The organism is Clostridium zeae (assembly GCF_017312485.1).
Classification (GTDB): Bacteria; Bacillota; Clostridia; order Clostridiales; family Clostridiaceae; genus Clostridium_AR; species Clostridium_AR zeae.
Genome location: NZ_BMBA01000002.1, coordinates 530,797 through 549,378 on the forward strand (window position 1 = coordinate 530,797; position 18,582 = coordinate 549,378).

The 18,582-nt window shown below is 30.8% G+C and carries 17 protein-coding genes; 5 read left to right on the forward strand and 12 right to left on the reverse strand.

The genetic code is table 11. From position 1 onward, the window contains the following. Nucleotides 1-123 precede the first annotated feature (123 nt). The 6 genes from nifV to J3477_RS11865 form a co-directional block, all read right to left on the reverse strand. On the reverse strand, nt 124-1,269 hold the full coding sequence (gene nifV, locus J3477_RS11840; RefSeq protein WP_206870157.1) for a homocitrate synthase: 1,146 nt from the start codon (nt 1,267-1,269) through the stop codon (nt 124-126). A 297-nt stretch (nt 1,270-1,566) separates the two neighbouring features. Beyond that, nucleotides 1,567-2,811: a helix-turn-helix domain-containing protein gene (locus tag J3477_RS11845; protein ID WP_206870158.1), complete on the reverse strand. Its 1,245-nt coding sequence runs from the start codon at nt 2,809-2,811 to the stop codon at nt 1,567-1,569. A 21-nt stretch (nt 2,812-2,832) separates the two neighbouring features. After that, a complete protein-coding gene (locus J3477_RS11850) occupies nt 2,833-4,134 on the reverse strand; it encodes a helix-turn-helix transcriptional regulator (protein ID WP_206870159.1) in 1,302 nt (433 codons plus the stop codon). A 342-nt stretch (nt 4,135-4,476) separates the two neighbouring features. Continuing rightward, nucleotides 4,477-4,650 (reverse strand): hypothetical protein, encoded by a 174-nt coding sequence (locus J3477_RS11855; protein WP_206870160.1) that lies wholly within the window; start codon nt 4,648-4,650, stop codon nt 4,477-4,479. A 102-nt stretch (nt 4,651-4,752) separates the two neighbouring features. Beyond that, entirely contained in the window at nt 4,753-5,649 is an 897-nt protein-coding gene (locus J3477_RS11860) for a ribonuclease H1 domain-containing protein (protein WP_206870161.1), read from the reverse strand. A 43-nt stretch (nt 5,650-5,692) separates the two neighbouring features. After that, complete coding sequence (locus tag J3477_RS11865; protein WP_206870162.1) at nt 5,693-6,658, reverse strand: YkvA family protein; 966 nt, start codon at nt 6,656-6,658, stop codon at nt 5,693-5,695. Between the two features lie 190 nt (nt 6,659-6,848). Between J3477_RS11865 and J3477_RS11870 the strand changes: the two genes are divergently transcribed. After that, entirely contained in the window at nt 6,849-8,597 is a 1,749-nt protein-coding gene (locus J3477_RS11870) for an ATP-dependent metallopeptidase FtsH/Yme1/Tma family protein (protein ID WP_206870163.1), read from the forward strand. A 256-nt stretch (nt 8,598-8,853) separates the two neighbouring features. On the opposite strand, the gene J3477_RS11875 is transcribed toward J3477_RS11870, so the two are convergent. The 3 genes from J3477_RS11875 to J3477_RS11885 form a co-directional block, all read right to left on the reverse strand. Continuing rightward, on the reverse strand, nt 8,854-9,834 hold the full coding sequence (locus tag J3477_RS11875; RefSeq protein WP_206870164.1) for a rhomboid family intramembrane serine protease: 981 nt from the start codon (nt 9,832-9,834) through the stop codon (nt 8,854-8,856). Nucleotides 9,835-9,897: 63 nt separating this feature from the next. Beyond that, nucleotides 9,898-11,688: an oligoendopeptidase F gene (gene pepF / locus J3477_RS11880; RefSeq protein WP_206870734.1), complete on the reverse strand. Its 1,791-nt coding sequence runs from the start codon at nt 11,686-11,688 to the stop codon at nt 9,898-9,900. A gap of 111 nt (nt 11,689-11,799) precedes the next feature. After that, on the reverse strand, nt 11,800-12,198 hold the full coding sequence (locus J3477_RS11885) for a DUF6762 family protein (protein ID WP_206870165.1): 399 nt from the start codon (nt 12,196-12,198) through the stop codon (nt 11,800-11,802). 321 nt (nt 12,199-12,519) lie between these two features. Here J3477_RS11885 and J3477_RS11890 point away from each other — a divergent pair, with 321 nt between their 5' ends. The 4 genes from J3477_RS11890 (at nt 12,520) to J3477_RS11905 (ending at nt 15,478) form a co-directional block, all read left to right on the forward strand. Further along, nucleotides 12,520-12,906, forward strand: coding sequence for a hypothetical protein (locus J3477_RS11890; protein ID WP_206870166.1), 387 nt, complete (start codon nt 12,520-12,522; stop codon nt 12,904-12,906). 99 nt (nt 12,907-13,005) lie between these two features. Next, nucleotides 13,006-13,686, forward strand: a complete 681-nt coding sequence (locus tag J3477_RS11895; RefSeq protein WP_206870167.1) for a metal ABC transporter ATP-binding protein — start codon at nt 13,006-13,008, stop codon at nt 13,684-13,686. Between the two features lies 1 nt (nt 13,687). Beyond that, on the forward strand, nt 13,688-14,476 hold the full coding sequence (locus tag J3477_RS11900; protein WP_206870168.1) for a metal ABC transporter permease: 789 nt from the start codon (nt 13,688-13,690) through the stop codon (nt 14,474-14,476). A gap of 21 nt (nt 14,477-14,497) precedes the next feature. Further along, complete coding sequence (locus J3477_RS11905; protein WP_206870169.1) at nt 14,498-15,478, forward strand: biotin--[acetyl-CoA-carboxylase] ligase; 981 nt, start codon at nt 14,498-14,500, stop codon at nt 15,476-15,478. 45 nt (nt 15,479-15,523) lie between these two features. Here the strand turns inward: J3477_RS11905 and J3477_RS11910 are convergent, their stop codons facing one another. From J3477_RS11910 to J3477_RS11920, 3 genes are read right to left on the reverse strand one after another with little or no spacing between them, the layout of a single operon-like run. Continuing rightward, on the reverse strand, nt 15,524-16,333 hold the full coding sequence (locus J3477_RS11910) for an acetyl-CoA carboxylase carboxyltransferase subunit alpha (protein WP_206870170.1): 810 nt from the start codon (nt 16,331-16,333) through the stop codon (nt 15,524-15,526). A 12-nt stretch (nt 16,334-16,345) separates the two neighbouring features. Continuing rightward, nucleotides 16,346-17,209, reverse strand: coding sequence for an acetyl-CoA carboxylase, carboxyltransferase subunit beta (gene accD, locus J3477_RS11915; protein WP_206870171.1), 864 nt, complete (start codon nt 17,207-17,209; stop codon nt 16,346-16,348). Nucleotides 17,210-17,222: 13 nt separating this feature from the next. Continuing rightward, nucleotides 17,223-18,566: an acetyl-CoA carboxylase biotin carboxylase subunit gene (locus tag J3477_RS11920; protein ID WP_206870172.1), complete on the reverse strand. Its 1,344-nt coding sequence runs from the start codon at nt 18,564-18,566 to the stop codon at nt 17,223-17,225. Between the last annotated feature and the right edge of the window lie 16 nt (nt 18,567-18,582).

An 18,582-nucleotide genomic window follows, 5' to 3' on the forward strand; every position in this document is an offset into this window, starting at 1 on the left:
GTTTATTCCTCCTTGTTTTCACTATTATTGATATACTACTTTTCATTGCATTAAAGCTTCAAAAGCTCTCTTCATAATCTATAGATGACCTTTGAAATTACTTACCTGCTAAAGCACTATATCTTATCTCTTTGAATAGTCCTTATATAACTGTACAAGTTCTTTATCAAAAAGACTTCTTTTTAGCTTTACTGATAATTCTCTTACCATAACAAGAAGCTCATCAGCATCGTGTTGAGTTAACTCTATATCATACTCTTTAAATTTATTTACAATAGCAGCCTTACCAGAATGTTTCCCTATAACAATTTGTCTTTCTAAACCTACTTCTGAAGGTTCAAAAACTTCATAGTTTAATGGATTCTTAATTGCTCCATCTGCATGTATTCCTGATTCATGTGCAAACATATTAGAACCAACAATAGCTTTCCATGCAGGAAGTTCTCTGCCAGAAGCCTTAGCTACATATTCTGAGGCTTCTTTAAACATCTTTGTATCAACATTTACATCATATCCATAAACATGTTTTAATGCCATTAAAACTTCTTCTAAGGCTGCATTTCCAGCTCTTTCACCTAATCCGTTTACAGTAACCCCTAAATGAGTAGCACCACCGGCAAGTCCAGCTAACGCATTTGCTGTAGCCATACCAAAGTCATTATGAGTGTGCATTTCTATATCAAAGTCTGTGTTATCTCTTAAAAAGCTTATTTCTTGTTGTATCTTAGCTGGGTGCATTATACCCACAGTATCACAATATCTAAATCTATCTGCTCCTGCTTTTTTTGCTTCCTTTATGAACTGAACTAAGAATTCATTATCAGATCTTGAAGCATCTTCTCCATTAACTGACACATAAAGCCCATTTTTCTTAGCGAACTCAACTGCTTTAAGCATATTTTCAATAACCCATTCTCTAGAAGTCTGTAGCTTGTGCTGTATATGGATATCAGAAACTGATATAGAAATAGCTACTGCATCTACCCCACAGTCTATGGATTGCTCAATATCACTGATTACAGCTCTATTCCATGCCATTATACTTGACTTAAGTCCCTTTTTAACAATGGCTTTTATAGCCTGCTTTTCATCTCCACCCATAGTTGGAATACCAACCTCAAGCTGATCCACCCCTAGATCACTTAACATCTCAGCTATAGATATCTTTTCATGGTTTGCAAATACAACACCAGCAGTTTGTTCACCATCTCTTAGAGTTGTATCTACAATATAAATTTTCTTGCCCGTCTCTTTTTCAAAAACAGCCATTTTGAAGCCCCCTTTCATGATTACAAAATAAAATTAATTACATCCATACATAAATTATTATTTATAGTCTTTAGTTATAATCTTTTACGTATGGTTGCATACAAAAAACATTATAAATCATTCTATCATATTTATTTAAATAATACTATACTATTTATACTAAATTCATAATTATTTTATTAATTTTTTATATTATAAATGTAAACGTTGATTTATTATCACTAAACACAAAAATACCTTAACAATATGATAAATAAACTGCTATATTAATGGACAAAAAAAAGCTTTAACATAATGTTAAAGCTTCTTTTCCATATTCATTGCAAGTGTAAAATATTTTATTGCTTCTCTTACTTCACCTATCTCATGATACATATTTGCCATCTCTATGTATCTGCTATATCTTTGTGCGTAATTTCCAAACTTCATTAAAGAATCTATTGAAAGATTCATATACATCTCTGATTGTTCGTATAATCCTTTTTTCTGAAAAACAAATGCTTTTAAATAATAAGATCTTTCAATCAATCTTACATTATCGCATCCTATAGCAATATTTAAAGCTTCAGATGCCATTTCATCTGCAATTTCAAGCTCACCATTCTCAATATAAATAGTAATAGCTTTATTTAATAATTCACAATAAAAGTCCCTATTTTCTTTAGGTAGCATGTCCATAGCTTCACTAACTTCTTTTATGCCATTTTCCCTATCATCAATCTTAAAATAGGATTCTCCGTAAAAAAGTTTAGCTTTAACAAAATCCTTAGGGCTTTCCTTAAGAAAATCTACGGCTTTATTTATAAATTGGTTGCTTTCTAAGTTATTGAATCTTATAAGCAGACCGCCATATAAGCTTAAAATCTTCCCTTTAATTATTATGTCTTCTATTTTTTCATGCTTCTTAATATAATCCCTTAACAGATTATACGCTAAATCATCTTTTTTTAATTTCAAATAGCATTCTGCTTCAGAATAAGCTATTTCAGCCACAAAATCCTCTTTTGTAATTTGACGACTTATTCTTAATTTACTGTAATAAGCTAGTGCTTCATTGTATTCCTTATTGTCAAAAAAGTATTTTGCCATGTCTTTGTAAAATATATAAGTTTTATCTGTTAACTTTTGAGCTATTTCATAATATTGATTCATCATATCTTGTATTTTGTTATACTTCAGCTCTTCTAAATAATACGTAAAAAGAAGATGCATAAACTCAAAGGCTAAATCTGTATAATTATAGTATGTAGAATAGCTAACACATAACTTTAACTCTTCTTCATAATTATCATTTTTTAATCCTTGTTTTATCAATTTAAGATTACTTTCTAATTGATCTTTAACATCTTCATTTAAATAATTTATATCTAAATCCAGCTTCTTTGCCACAATTTCTAAAATCCAAGGCTCCGCCTTAACTTTTCCGTTCTCTATGCAACTCATCTTAGAAATAGATATATTCTCATCACATAACTCTTTTAAAGTTATTCCCTTATATATCCTAGCCCTTTTTATCTTTTCACCAGTTGATAAAATCTCCATTCCCCTCACCTATCAAAAAAACTAATTTCTAATTATGCCTAATTTTTTAAAGATCCCTACGCCTTCATCTAAAAATCTAGCTGCTTCAGTATCTTTCTTTTGATCTAAGTAGAATTTACCGAGCATTACAGCAATCTCTCCTGCTTTTTTTAAATTCTCACTATCTTGTGATACCTTAAAGGTATCTAACAAAACTGATTCAGCTTCTAAATAACTTTCTTTTATGATTAATACTCTGAACTTAATTAACATAAATTCAATAATATCTGAATAGTTACTTGGATCTAGGTTATCTTCAATATCCTTCATAACAGAGGTACAACTTGCAATATCTTTTAATTTTATATAATTTTCACAAATATTAATCAAAGTTTCTGGAAGTCTACTATCCTTATTCTTCTCCCTTAGCTCTTTTGCTATCTCATAATGCTTAAAGGATTCTTCTAAGTTCTCAAACTGATAGAAAAGTCTACCTAAATTATTTTCTATGTAAGAAACATTTTCTAAATCTTGTAGGTTTTTATAAACCTCTAAAGTTTTCTTAGAATATTTTATAGCGTTAGCTAAATCACCATTTTTGTTGTACTCTTCAGATATTAATAATAGTGTCTTTGCATACTTTTTTTGATCATATATTTGTTCAAATTTTTGTTTAGCAAGGAATGCATAGTTCATTGAATTTTTAACATCTTCTAGCTTAAAATACGTCTTTGAAATAGTAAAATATATCTCTCCAAGCAAGAAGTCATCACCAACACTTCGATCTATATATAATTTTTCTGCTTGTTTAAGATATGATGTAGCAGAATGGTAAGCTTTTAGTTCAAGAGTTATCTTACCTAAATACAAGAAAGTTTGTACCATTTCTTCAAAATTATTATTTTTTATAAAGATAACATTTGCTGAAAGAAAAAACTGTTGTGCTGAAACATTTTCTCCTTTTGCCATATAAATTTTAGCTCTCAAATATAGATTTCTAGCCTTTCTATACTCAAGGCTATACTTTTCTGCATAATAAAGTGAATTTTCTATATATCTTTCTGCTGTAATTGTATCATTGTCTAATATATATGATTCTGCCACTTGCTCAAAATAAGTACATATATTTTCTGCTTGAGTTTCTTCTGATTCCATTAAATATTCTACGGAAGTTTTTAATGTTGCAGCAAGATATTCAAGTAAATCCATTGATGGATTTGATCTTCCTGACTCAACAAGACTTATCTGACCTGGTGTTATTCTATCACCAGCTAAATCCTTTAAAGTCATATCCAATTCTTTTCTTCTTCTTTTTATCTTTTCCCCTAGTGAAAGAATCTCCATACACACTCTTCCTTTTTCCTTAATTATGTAATTTTTTTAGATTTAAAATTATAATTTATTATATCACATAATTCAGCTAATAAAATCAAAACATTACAAACTTCTTCTAATTTTTATTTTATTCTCTACTTTTTCTAAAAAATTTTGTAATATTATATATTTTTATCATCATTTATTAATTATTGTAATAACTTTATTAAAAATTTGTTGTTACTTTAATCCTTAATTTACATTAATTATGGTTATGGAATTTAAATTTAACACATCTTCTAAAGTTATTCTTAAACAATATCCTAAATTATTTTCAAACAAAAATACTCGAGGAATAGTCCTCGAGTATTTTTATTTGAAGAAACCCATCATTCCATCTGCTCTTTCTTCAGCAAGATTCATAACCATTCTTCCTGCTCTTTTTAGAGACTTTTGTGTTTTTCTATCTAGTTGAGGCATTATCATCATTCCAACTGCTGCTCCAACTATTGCTCCAGTAGTTACACCACTCATAAATCTTCCCATTGTTTTGCACCTCTTTTTAATAAATTTTCATTTATATTTTGTGCATTTATTTTAAAAATATAAGCTCCAATTTATACCTATAAAAACCGTTAATTTAATATATTAAGCTTTATTAAAATGTTTTAAATAAATATTCTTTGCGTACTCTAAAACTTCACTACGTTTATTTTCTGGAAGGGCTTCTAATATATCATTAATTGAATCAGGTATTTTTATATCAACAGTATCTTGCCCTAAGCTTTCATCTTCAATTAAAATATTATCTGCATACTTTGGTGCAACTTTTTCTATTTCATATTTTACATTGCTATTTAAGACTATTAATTTGTTGCTTGATAACCACTTCTCAACTACTTTTTCAGAAGTTATTCCTAATTGTTCCTTACATTTTTCATCTACTAATTCATTAAAAAAATCTCCCGTATGACTATCAACTTTAACAAAAATAACTTCTATACCCTTGTTCATAAATTCATTCATCTTTTCATAATATTGCTTTGATGATTCATCTTTTCTTTCCCAGAACCCAGTGGCATGATAACAAATTCCTGCATAGTCATGAAAAATAACTAACTTTTTTTCTCCTGAAAGTAAAGCATACTCTGTAGCTTTTACTGCTGCTTCTAGCTCACCAGCTATTTGTCTTATATTTTTTTCTGAATTACTTTTACCTACTCCACTACCTATGTATTGAACAACATCATTTCTGACAGCTACCACCCCGTAAGCATATTCTTCTGTACTCACATTGTAGCTTCCATCAACATATGCATGAAGGCAGTCTAATGGATAATTATCTTCACCTTTTTTTAGTATATTCCCTTGTTCCTTTAAAAAGGCTTTTGCCTCTTCTATACTTTCGAAACTTTTATATTTTGCTCCCTTTACGCCCTTCACCAACTTTAAGCACTGATCCCAGGTGTTCACTATCAAATCTTGCACTTTTTCATTTTTATTAAAATCAAAACCTTCTTTGATCGCATATACTTTTTTGCCCATATGTAGCCTCGCTTTTCTTTGTTTTAGAATTTCTCTAAGGACTTTAAACTTCAACTAGTTGATTAATTGCACTATAAACTTTCTCTATGTTTTTAGCAGCAGTATATCTTGTTAAGTACTCAGCAGAACTTCTCAATACATCTATAAATTCATTTTTACCTTGCCAGTTTTCTAGTATTACTTCTAGAGGAACATCTTCTACTATTCTATTAATAGCAAAAAATACTGCTCCAAGATCATCAATACCTCCAACAAAAGGTATCTTATCAGGTAAGATATCAAAAGGTAACGTTATATATGCCATAGAAGATATTAGCACAACCTTAGTCTTTTTAGCTACTCTTTTATCCTTCAATAACCTATACACTAAAGCAACTATGTCAGGTATTATAAATAAATAATCTGAATATTTCTTTAACCTCTTTGGTATCTTCTCAGAAACTTTTTCTCTTGTATCAGAATAGCCATCTTTAACCTTCTGAACGTCAATTAATGCAACTTCCTCTTTTGGTACTTCTTCCTCTAATTTTTCTGTAATTACCTCAGGTGCTTCCCCTATTCTTTTTAAATCTATAGTTGCAGAATCTATATCAGCTAATATGAACCCTTCTTTCAAGCAGAGGTTTCCTACGTTCAAATTTAAAAAAGGAACCAGTTTTAATATACTATTTATATCAATTTTAATTATATCTTTTTCAGCCGCTATGCCCATGTGCTTAAAATTCTTCAAACTAAGCTTCAAAGCAAAATTCTTGATAAATTTTAATATCCCAACCTTCATTATCTTCACGCGTGATATGTTCAGTGTAAGTATGTTATTATGTATGCTTACTATCTCAACTTGCCCTTTAAACTTTATGTTTACTAATTTTTTAAAGTTTCCCTCTACTTCTATAGTATCCCAAATTTTTATATTCTCAAAACTCAAACCATCAACTTTTACAAAATCATTTAAAATAGACATGACATCTTGTCCACTTAATCTAGCTGTAACTTGAGAAACATGCATATGCTCTCCCCCTCTTAACCTAATATTTATATAAATACATTCATCTATTGAGTATACATTATTTGCTATATTTTTTAAAGCCAAAACATCCATAACTTACATTGGCAAAAGTTATGATTTTGATTAGACAGTTAAATTTAAAAAAGTATAATTTAAATTATGATAAATGTTTTAAAGTAGGGGGATGCAAATGAATAAATTAAAAAACAAGATGATTATTGTTCCTATATTAACTGCAATAATGTCTTTATCTGCGTTAATATTCTATACCTATTATCTACCTACTACAAAGGTAGAAAAAAACTATTCCGAATTTGTAAAGGATTTGGACTCAAATGTAATATCAAATGTACAGATTAATGATTCATCTAAATTGACTGTATACCTTAAAACTGGAGAAAGCTATATAGTTGAGAATCCAGACAGTCCAAATTTGAAAGAAAGCCTACTTACAAAAGGAGTTAAAGTTAAGAGCTCTGTAGCAGCTCCAATACAAAAAACAATTCCTTCTGTTATATTGACTATTTCAGTTTTTTCTATAATCTATATGGCAGTTTATAGTGGACGTGCTTCCACTTCTTCTATGACAGTAGTTGATGGTGCTGATGTAAAAGACAGCGAAAAAAAGGGATTCAGTTTTGAATCTATGGCTGGAAATGAAGAAGCTAAGGAAAGCGTTCAAGATATAGTTGATTTTCTTAAAAATCCTGAGAAGTATAAAAAGTATGGTGCTAGATTACCTAAGGGTATAATACTTTATGGTGAACCAGGTACAGGTAAAACTTTACTTGCTAAAGCTGTTGCAGGTGAAGCTGGAGTTCCTTTCTATGCAGTCAGCGGTTCTGATTTCGTACAGATGTATGTAGGTGTTGGTGCTGCTAGAATAAGAAGTTTATTTAAAAAAGCTAGAGCTAACGGAAAAGCAGTAATCTTTATAGACGAAATAGATGCAATCGGAAAAAGAAGAGATGGGGGGAAGACATCAGGCGGAAATGATGAACGTGACCAGACTCTTAATGCTCTTCTAACAGAAATGTCCGGCTTTGGTGAACAAGAAGGTATAGTAATTATGGCAGCAACAAATAGATTAGATATCTTAGACTCTGCATTATTAAGACCAGGTAGATTCGATAGACACGTTGAGGTAATTTTACCTGATGTAAATGCAAGAGAAAAAATTCTTAATCTTTATTTTAAAAATAAACCTATTAACAACATTGATGTTAGAGATTGGGCCAATAAGACAACTTACTTCTCTGGAGCTAAGTTAGAAAGTTTAGTAAATGAAGCTGCAATACTAGCTGCAAAGGAAGATTCCACCTACATAACTGAAGAACATATGGATAAAGCTTTCTCAATAGTAATTGCTGGTCATGAAAAAAATGATAGAAGCTCAATTAGAGATATAGATAGAAAGATAACTGCGTATCATGAATCAGGACATGCTATAGTTTCACTTATAAAACTTCCTGAAGAAAAGATTTCAAAAGTTACTATAATCCCTACAACTAAGGGAGCTGGAGGATATACCCTTACAATACCAGAAGATTCAGCCTACAAAACCTATAGTTATTTAAGAAAAAGAATTATGGTATTACTTGGTGGAAGAGCAGCTGAGGAAATTATCTTTGGTAGTGAAAATATAACTACAGGAGCTTATAGTGATATAAGTCATTCAACAAGTCTTGCTAAAGATATGATATCAGAGTATGGGATGGGTAAAAACCTTGGATTACTGAAAATATCAAGCTTAGGTGATTTATCAAATTCTTGTGGAACCTCAGTTATAGAAGAATGTAAAGCTATGATAGATGAATTATATGATGAGACAAAAGAACTTCTACTTGCAAATATTGATAAACTTCATAGCATGTCTCAGCATCTTCTTAGCGATGAAACTCTATATACAGAAGATCTTCATCGTGAAATGACTAATTAATAATTATACTAGGTCTAATTTAATATAATTATAGTAGTTCATTTTAATTACTTTAGTTTATACCTAAGAAACATAAAGCAAAAGACTCTCGATTTTAGTATATCGGGAGTCTTTTTGTTTAATTAATTCTTTGCGTAAGCTCATTAAAGCATCGGATGTATGACCACTTAATTTCAACACAGTGCTATAGCAACACTTAATTAAAAAAGAGAGTTCTAATTATTAGCTTGTTCTAATTTATTTTGCTTCAAATACTCTATACTTGTTGTTGTCTAAATTTCTTGTTATCGTATAGTAGGAAAGATACAACTAAACCACCAAGCAGTCCCCCAAAATGTGCAAAGTTATCTATATTACGTGAAGAAAGTCCTATTATTATATTCATTCCTATAACTGTAGCTATTTCAGTTAAAAAATTCTTTCCTATTCTGTTTCTTTCTTTCAAACCAAAAACTACAGCCGCACCAAATAGACCAAATATTGCTCCTGAGGCACCAACAGAAACATTAGGCGAAAAAATATAACTTGTTGTAGTTGATAAAATTCCTGCTAAAAAGTATATCAGTAAGTATTTCCACTTACCGTATATATTCTCGATTAGATTTCCCAATGAATATAATGCATACATATTAAATGCTATATGAATTATACCTCCGTGTAAAAACATTGCAGTTATAAGTCTATAATATTGACCTGCTTGAATTAATTCATTTTGTTTTGCTCCAAAGTATACAAGTACTGATGTCTCTATATCACCAAAATTTCCTGAAACTAGTGCTGTTATTAAAAACATTACCACATTAATTCCAATAAGACCAAAGGTTATCTTTGATTTACCTTCTAAGGATATCTTTTTTGTCCCTCTTTCTGTCATGTCTTTTATGCAATTATATACAAACTCTCCATTTCGCTCATAATGTGTAACACCGTTTATTCTTCTATCATAAATAACTCTGGAATAAAACATCTGGTTTTCTGTTCCACTATAATTGCCTTCAGTAAGGACTACATTAACCAAAGCGAATTCTTGCCATTTTTCTCTAAGATAATAACCTGCGTATTCTGCGGATACTGTTTCATTTTTTTCTTCTGAAACAATTACCGCATAAACTCCCCCCTGTATATCTCTTAACGCAATCCATCTTTTTTCCTCTAGTGGATTGCAGTAATATTCTTCTATAAAGAATCCCTGCTCCTTTACCAAAAACTGTAGTATTGAATTTTCATTAACTTTCATAGCCTTCTCCATATTTATTATTTATAAAAAGGACTGCCTAAGCAATCCTTTTTATAGTAAATTCTATATTAGCTCATCAAGCATATCTAAAAGTTCATTAAATCTATCTATTGTAGCTTCAAGTGGTGCTGGGGTTGTCATATCAACTCCGGCCTTCTTTAGAACATTTATTGGATAATCAGATCCACCAGACTTTAAGAAACCTTTATATTTTTCTACAGCTTCTTCTCCGTTTTCTAGTATTGCCTTAGCAAAAGCAGATGCAGCTGCATAACCAGTAGCATACTGATATACATAGAAGTCTCTATAAAAATGTGGTATCCTTGACCATTCACTATCAATTTCTTCATCTACAACCATATCTGATCCAAAATATTTTGTATTAAGATCATGCCATATACCATTAAGTTCTTTAGGACTCAATGCTTCACCTTGCTCAATAAGTTCATGGGTCTTTAGCTCAAATTCTGCAAACATAAGTTGTCTGAATACCGTAGCTCTTATTTGTTCTAATTCTTGATTCACAAGATATAGTTTTCTTTTTTTATCTTGTTCCTTATCTATCAAATGATGTATAAGAATTATCTCATTAGTTGTAGATGCTACTTCAGCACAGAATAATGTGTAGTTTGAGTAAATGTATGGCTGATTTTTTGATGAATAATAAGTATGAATTGAGTGTCCCATCTCATGTGCAAGTGTTGAAACATCATTTAGTGAGAAGTTATAGTTTAAAAGTACATATGGCATTGTATCGTACGCCCCACTTGAATAAGCGCCGCCTCTCTTACCTTTGTTCTCAAAAACATCAATCCAACCACTTTCTATTCCTTCTGAGAATATCCCTAAATACTCTACTCCTAAAGGATTTAGACCTTCTGTTACCATCTCTACTGCTTTATCATACTCAATATGTTCTTTTTCTATATCTACAACAGGAACATATAAATCAAACATATGAATTTCATCTAAAGACAAAAGCTTTTTCTTTAAAGTTACATATCTATGCAAAGATTTTAAGTTGTCATTCATTGTTTCCACAGAATTTGTATATACTTCTAACGGAATATCATTTGGACCTAATGAAGCCTCTAGAGAGTTTGTATACTTTCTTACTCTTGCGTTAAAAATAAAATTCTTTATGGATGCTGTTAATGAAGCAGATAGAGTATTTTCTAAGTTTTTATATTCTTTAAATAAAGCTTTAAATGCCGCTTCTCTGACACTTCTGTCTTTACTTCTTATAAAACCTGAATAATTCCCTTCTGTAAGCTCCACATCATTGCCGTCTTCATCTTTAATAACGGAAAATTTCATATCAGCATTGGTAAGCATGTTGTGAATATTAGATGGTGCATCTAGGCAATCTGATACTGACGCTAGCAATTCTTCCATTTCTTTTGTAAGTATATGTGGTTTCTCCTTCAAGATACTCTTTAACAAGAAATCATAAACCTTTAATTCAGTATTTTCTTGTAGAAATCTTTCTATAGTACCATCTGGAAGAGCTAAAATTTCTGGTTCGAAAAAGGCAACATAACTAGCAAGTTCAGCGAAATAAGAATCTATTTTACTTCTAATTATCTGAAACTCAGGATTTGAAGTATCTTCATCAGACCTTAAGTGAGCATATACCATTAATTTTTCTGCTTTCCTTACGATCTTCTCATTAAGCTTTAGAAAAGTTTCTAAAACCTTACTATCCCCTAATTTGCCTTCATACTTTCTTGTCTCTAAAGCTTCTTCTTTTAAACTTTTAAAATCAGCTTCCCACTGCTCTGTGCTATTATATATCTTTTCTACTTTCCATTTGTATTTTAAGTCTATCTCTTCTCTTTTTTTAAGACTTTTCACTTCAGCCATTTCTCATTCTCCTCTCATTAATTTCAAATAAAAATCACTTCATATGATATATTTAACTTTTACCTTCAAAGTTATTATAAAAATATGTTAGATGTCATTTATCTATTTATATTCATCTTCCTTATCTTTAATATCCTCAAAAACTTTTTCTATTTTCTCCTTTATAATAGAGCATAATTCATTAATAATAGCTCTAGTCTCCTCATGCTCAGTATCATATGGGAATCTTACTACCCAAGTTGGATTATATTCTTCATCCTCTTCTTTTATTTTATAACCAAGTTCTTCAAAAGCTTCTATCTCAAAAAGATCGTATATAGCTGAATACTCCCATTCTTCCACATCTCTCTTTGTATCAAAATATAAACTTACTTCATTATCTATACAATATAATTTTGTAACGTAAACAGCACCTTCATTTACTGAGTAGCTACCTAACTCACTTAATATATTTCCTGTTTCCTTATCTTTTTCTATAAGTACTAATGATGAAAAATCCATAATGCCCATCCTTTCAATCTGTAAAAAATTATAAGTATATTATATTGTTATAATAACCATATTTTCAAGTATTCTTATACATTTTATTTTAATAATAGATTTATTTTATCCATAGCATTTAGAATATATGAAATATTAATCAATAAGCTTTATTTATTTTACATAATTTGGTAATATATTTTTATTGCACATCTTTTAGATTTCAGATTGAATTGTTTCATCTTTAAGAATACTGTTCAAATTGTTAAAGCAATGCATAAATACTATATCATAGGCAAGCATTTAGAATTTTAAAAATTTAGATACTTAAGGAGCTATCATATGGAAAGTATAATTACAATGAAAAATAAAAAAAGATTAACTAACAAGTTTAGATTTGCAAGAGTAGCTTTAATTTCAGCCATAGTAATTTCTATAATTTCTTTGATAAACATAAATATTACTAATTCTAAATGTAAGGATCTTAATTATGCTACTAATCACTATATGACTACAGGAATATTTAATAAAAATAAAGTTCTTACCGTAAATGGAATGAACCTCTTATTTTCTGATGATAATAAAGCTATAGTGGAAGTTGAAGGTTTATATTACCAATCCCCACACATAAGAAAAAAATATCAACTTTCTCTATCTAAAACTAAAGGCAACATGTGGAAATTAGATAATGTAAAGGATATTTCATCTTTAACAGCTAAAAATAATTAGTTTTTATAAAACTAAATGTATTTATCTTGTCCTTTTGTTGCAAACCATTTGCATTTAGTTGTATAATAAAGTTTAGATTATAAAACGGAGCTGATAAATTTGATAAAAGTTAAAGATTTATGTTTTTCATATACAGGTAAAGAACCTTATATATTAAATAACATTAATTTACATATTCCAAAAGGAGCCTTTGTTTCAGTAATAGGTCCTAATGGTAGTTCTAAAACTACTTTGGTTAAATTAATGTTAAACCAATTATCACCTAATAAAGGCAAAGTAGAACTTAATACAAGTAAAATAGGTTATGTTCCACAAAAAGTTGATAGTTTTAACTCGCAGTTTACCATTACAGTTAAAGAAGTATTAGACTGCCATGCTAATGCTCTAAAGCTTAGGGATAAATCATCTATAAATAGATCTCTTGAGAAAGTTAACATGCTTCAGTATTGCAATAAACTTATTGGTGCCCTTTCCGGTGGACAGCAACAAAAGATTTTTATATCTAGAGCATTAATGGGAGAGCCTGAGCTATTATTTTTAGATGAATTGAGTACAGGAGTAGATCATTTATCTCAGAAAGAAATTTATGATTTAATAAGAAAACTTAATCAACAACATAAAATAACTGTAATTTCTGTAGAGCATAATTTAAGAATGGCAATTGATTATTCTACACACATTCTTGAGCTTTATGAAGGTTCAGCAACACTATATGATGTAGATCAATATAAAAAAATAATCAATGACAATAGAATTTACTTAGATAGGAAGGTAGAATAGCATGTTTGAGCTTGAGTTTATGAGAAATGCCTTTCTTGCAGGATTTATTATATCACTATTATGTCCTTGTATAGGTTTATTCTTAGTTTTAAAAAGATACTCTATGATTGGTGATACATTATCACATTCGTCTTTTGCTGGAGTAGCAATCGGATTAGTTTTTGGTTTTAACCCAATAATTACAGCATTTATTTTCACATCCGTATGCGCCATTGTTATAGAACTTTTAAGAGATTACTTTAAAAAGTATGCTGAACTTGTAATGTCTATAATTTTAACATTAAGTTTAGGTATAGCCATAGTATTAATAAGTAGCGGTAAAGCCAGTGCCAAAGTTAACAGTTATCTATTTGGAAGTATTTTAACTGTTTCTAAAAGCGACTTGTATCTTATAAGTATTATAGGATTGATATGCTTCGTAACAATAGCACTACTTTATAAGAAATTAATATATACAACCTTTGATGAAGAAGGTGCAAAAGTATCTGGAATCAATGTAAAATTGGTCAACTATATTTTTACATTAATTGTAGGTGCAACCATATCTGTTTCTATAAGAGTTATGGGAATATTAGTTATATCATCAATAATTGTAGTTCCTGTAGCTACAGCTATGCAGTTGAAAAAGGGTTTTTCAGTTACTTTGATACTCTCAATGATTTTTGGAGTTATCGATATTTTAGTAGGACTTATAACATCCTATTATTTTAATTCTGCTCCAGGTGGTACTATAGCCTTAACTTCAGTAGCTTTATTAATAATAATACTTATACTCTTTAAAAAAGAATGATTTATAGGATAAAGGTGTTTTATGAAGGAAAAAATTTTAGAAATACTAAAGGAAAATAAGGATTTCGTATCTGGAGAAACTATATGCAAAGAATTTGGAATAACAAGATCTGCAGTATGGAAATGCATAAAGTCTTTGAAGGAAGATGGATATAATATAGAGTCCTACACTAAAAAGGGATATAAGCTTGTATTCTCTCCAGACTATTTGAATAAATCAGAGCTAAAGCCTTATTTAAATAACAGTGACTTTGTTAAAGATATCTTATATTTTGACTCAATAGACTCTACCAATACCTATAGCAAAAAAATAGCCAACGAAGCCAGCGATGGTACTGTTGTTATCGCTGAAGAACAAACACTAGGTAAGGGCCGTTTTGATAGAGCATGGATATCCCCTAAATATAAAGGTATATGGTTTTCAATGATATTAAAGCCAGACATTGATCCAATCTTAGTTACTAGAATAACTCAAATTGCTGCTGCAGCAGTGCATTTAGCAATGCATAAACACAGATTTAAGACTATGATAAAATGGCCAAATGATATAATTCTTAACAATAAAAAAATTGGTGGAATTTTAATTGAGATGAGTTGTGAACTATCTCAAATTAATTATATAGTAATCGGTATAGGCATAAATGTGAATCTAGAATCGTCAGATTTTCCTGAAGAAGTTATAAACAAAGCCACTTCCCTTAGGATAGAAGGATCTAAAGTCGTTGATAGAAAAGTCCTTTTAGCAGATATACTTAATAATTTCGAAACACTTTACAAAGAATTTCTAATAACCGGCTCTGTACAAACCTCTTTAGAAATATGTAAATTAAACTCATCAGTTTTAGGAAAAGATATAAAGATAATACATAGAGGAAATGAAACTTTTGCGAAAGCAGTAGATCTAAATGAAGATGGGAACCTTATGGTTTCCTATGAAGATGGTAGTGTAAGACCTCTTTATTCCGGGGAAGTATCAATAAGAGGATTAGATGGGTATGTTTAAAATCCAAAGGGCTCACCTTGAGTCTCTTTGGATTTTTTATGCCTATTATATATAATCAAATTCACCGTATTTTCTAAATCTTCTATATCTAAACTCTAGCAGTTCTTCTTGTGTTTTTTCTTTTAAAACTTTAAGCTCTTTTACTAGGTTTTCCTTTATGCTTATACTCACAAAATCCACATCTTTTTGAGCACCACCAACAGGTTCCTTTATTATCTTATCGATGACACCCATTTTATATAGATCCAAAGATGTTATCTTCATAACTTCAGCAGCTTCCTTAGCTCTTTTTGAATCTTTCCACAATATAGATGCGAACCCTTCTGGTGAAAGAATTGAATATATTGAGTTTTCAAGCATCCATACTCTATCTGCTAAAGCTAAAGCAAGTGCACCACCGCTTCCACCTTCACCTATTATTATAGATATCATAGGAACATTCATGCCGGCCATCTCCATAAGGTTTTTTGCAATTGCTTCTCCTTGGCCTCTCTCTTCAGCTCCTACACCACAGAAAGCTCCTTTTGTATCTACTAGACATATTATAGGCCTATTGAACTTTTCAGCCATCTTCATATGTCTCAAAGCTTTCCTATATCCTTCTGGGTTTGGGCTTCCAAAATTTCTTTCTATATTTTCCTTAATATCTCTTCCTCTTTGAATGCCAATTATAGTAACCGGCTCACCATCTAACAGTCCTATACCGCTAACTATAGATTTGTCATCTCCAAAGGATCTATCTCCATGAAGCTCAACAAAAGAAGTAAATATTCTATCAATATAATCTAAAGCAGTTGGCCTATCAGCCATACGTGCTATCATTAATCTTTCCCATGCACTTAATACTTCACTCATAAAGTCACATCCTTATTTACATCCATGAAGCGAAAGAAGTACTGATAAAGTTTCCTTCATTTCTTCTCTCTTCACTATTTTATCAACAAAGCCATGTTCTAATAAAAACTCAGAAGTTTGAAACTCATCTGGAAGCTTTTGTTTTATGGTCTGTTCTATTACTCTTCTTCCTGCGAAACCTATAAGAGCTTTAGGTTCGGCCAAAATTATATCACCTAGACTAGCATAAGAAGCTGTAACTCCACCAGTTGTAGGATCTGTAATAACTGATATATATAATAAACCTGCCTCATCATGTCGCTTTAAAGCAGCACTTGTTTTCGCCATTTGCATTAGTGAAAGAATGCCTTCCTGCATTCTAGCTCCACCAGAACATGTAAAGATAATTACTGGTTCTTTTCTAGCTGTGGCAATCTCTATAGCTTGAGTTATCTTTTCCCCTACTACAGACCCCATACTACCCATCATAAAATTACTATCCATAACAGCTAATACTACATTTTTACCGTTAACCTTACCAAGACCAGTAGTTACCCCGTCAGTGATACCTGATTTTTCTTGACTCTCAATTAGCTTATCTTTGTATCCAGGAAAATTTAATGGATTTTTAGCTATCATTCCATAATTAAATTCCTTAAAAGTTCCTCTATCCATTATTGATGCAATTCTCTCATCTGCAGACATTCTAAAGTATCCACCACAGTGAGTGCAGATTTTATGATTTTCATCTATTTCTTTCTTGTATATTATCTTTCCACAGGAGTTACATTTAACCCACATTCCATCCGGAATTGCAGGTTGATTCTCCTCCTCTGCCTTACTTGTTTCTACATTCATAGGAACAGTAAAATATTTTTTCTTTTTAAACAATCCCATAAGCTTTCACCTATTATTTTATTATTTCCTTATTTATAAATCCGGTATCAAACTTTCCATCTATAAATTTCGGATGATTCAATATTTCTAATTGAAAGTCTATATTATTATCAATACCATCTATAGTGAATTCCCACAAGGCTCTTTTCATTTTTTCTATAGCTTCTTCTCTAGTTTTGCCGAAAACTATTAGTTTCGCTATCATAGAATCATAATGAGGTGGAATTACATATCCATTATACACTGCACTGTCAATTCTTACACCATTTCCTCCCGGCATAAAAAGAAATTCTATCTTTCCTGGAGAAGGGGCAAAGTTTCTATGTGGATTCTCGGCATTTATCCTACACTCAATAGCATGACCCTTTATCTCTAGGCTCTCTTGGGTAATTGAAAGTTGTTCTCCTGCTGCTATCTTGATTTGCTCTTTTACTAAATCAATACCTGTAACCATCTCAGTAACTGGATGCTCAACCTGTATTCTTGTATTCATTTCCATAAAGTAGAATCTTCCATTCTTATCAAGAAGGAATTCTATAGTTCCAGCATTTTTATAATCCACTGCTTTTGCAGCTTTTACTGCAGCATTTCCCATTCTATCTCTTAAGTCTTTATCTAAAACCACAGAAGGCGCTTCTTCTAAAACCTTTTGATTTCTTCTTTGAAGTGAACAGTCTCTTTCTCCTAGGTGAATTATGTTTCCGTGTTCATCACCTAATATCTGAAATTCTATATGTCTAGGATTTTCTATGAACTTTTCCATGTAAATCCTGTCATCTCCAAAGTTTACCTTTGCTTCACTTTTTGCTGTTTCATAGGCATTATCTAATTCTTCCCTTTTATGAACAATTCTAATACCTTTTCCGCCGCCACCAGCAGAAGCTTTTACCATAACAGGATATCCTATGTTTTCAGCACTATCATAAGCTTCTTCTAAAGTCTCTATGATACCTTCCGTTCCAGGAACTACTGGAACTCCAGCATCTATCATAACTTCTCTTGCTCTTGATTTGTCTCCCATCATTTCTATAGTACTAGGTGATGGTCCTATAAACTTAATATTACATTCTTCACACATTCTTGCAAATACTGAGTTTTCTGATAAAAATCCGAATCCTGGGTGAATAGCTTGCGCTCCTGTAAGTACTGCTGCACTGATTATATTGCCCATATTTAAATAGCTATCTTTAGATTTTGCAGGACCTATACAAACTGCTTCATCAGCAATTTGTGCATGAAGGGAATCTCTATCTGCTTCTGAGTAAACAGCTACAGTCTCTATTCCCATTTCTCTACATGCTCTTATTATTCTTACTGCTATTTCTCCTCTATTGGCTATAAGTATCTTTCTTATCATTTAATCACCTCAATTA

Excerpts from the sequence above, each read along its gene's own strand:
- J3477_RS11890 (WP_206870166.1), top strand. The coding sequence starts at position 12,520 with ATGGAAAGTATAATTACAATGAAAAATAAAAAAAGATTAACTAACAAG.
- J3477_RS11855 (WP_206870160.1), bottom strand. The coding sequence starts at position 4,650 with ATGGGAAGATTTATGAGTGGTGTAACTACTGGAGCAATAGTTGGAGCA.
- J3477_RS11885 (WP_206870165.1), bottom strand. The coding sequence starts at position 12,198 with ATGGATTTTTCATCATTAGTACTTATAGAAAAAGATAAGGAAACAGGA.
- J3477_RS11870 (WP_206870163.1), top strand. The coding sequence starts at position 6,849 with ATGAATAAATTAAAAAACAAGATGATTATTGTTCCTATATTAACTGCA.
- J3477_RS11875 (WP_206870164.1), bottom strand. The coding sequence starts at position 9,834 with ATGAAAGTTAATGAAAATTCAATACTACAGTTTTTGGTAAAGGAGCAG.
- J3477_RS11865 (WP_206870162.1), bottom strand. The coding sequence starts at position 6,658 with ATGCATGTTTCTCAAGTTACAGCTAGATTAAGTGGACAAGATGTCATG.
- J3477_RS11910 (WP_206870170.1), bottom strand. The coding sequence starts at position 16,333 with ATGAGTGAAGTATTAAGTGCATGGGAAAGATTAATGATAGCACGTATG.
- J3477_RS11850 (WP_206870159.1), bottom strand. The coding sequence starts at position 4,134 with ATGGAGATTCTTTCACTAGGGGAAAAGATAAAAAGAAGAAGAAAAGAA.
- J3477_RS11920 (WP_206870172.1), bottom strand. The coding sequence starts at position 18,566 with ATGATAAGAAAGATACTTATAGCCAATAGAGGAGAAATAGCAGTAAGA.
- J3477_RS11860 (WP_206870161.1), bottom strand. The coding sequence starts at position 5,649 with ATGGGCAAAAAAGTATATGCGATCAAAGAAGGTTTTGATTTTAATAAA.
- J3477_RS11900 (WP_206870168.1), top strand. The coding sequence starts at position 13,688 with ATGTTTGAGCTTGAGTTTATGAGAAATGCCTTTCTTGCAGGATTTATT.
- nifV (WP_206870157.1), bottom strand. The coding sequence starts at position 1,269 with ATGGCTGTTTTTGAAAAAGAGACGGGCAAGAAAATTTATATTGTAGAT.
- J3477_RS11845 (WP_206870158.1), bottom strand. The coding sequence starts at position 2,811 with ATGGAGATTTTATCAACTGGTGAAAAGATAAAAAGGGCTAGGATATAT.
- J3477_RS11905 (WP_206870169.1), top strand. The coding sequence starts at position 14,498 with ATGAAGGAAAAAATTTTAGAAATACTAAAGGAAAATAAGGATTTCGTA.
- accD (WP_206870171.1), bottom strand. The coding sequence starts at position 17,209 with ATGGGATTGTTTAAAAAGAAAAAATATTTTACTGTTCCTATGAATGTA.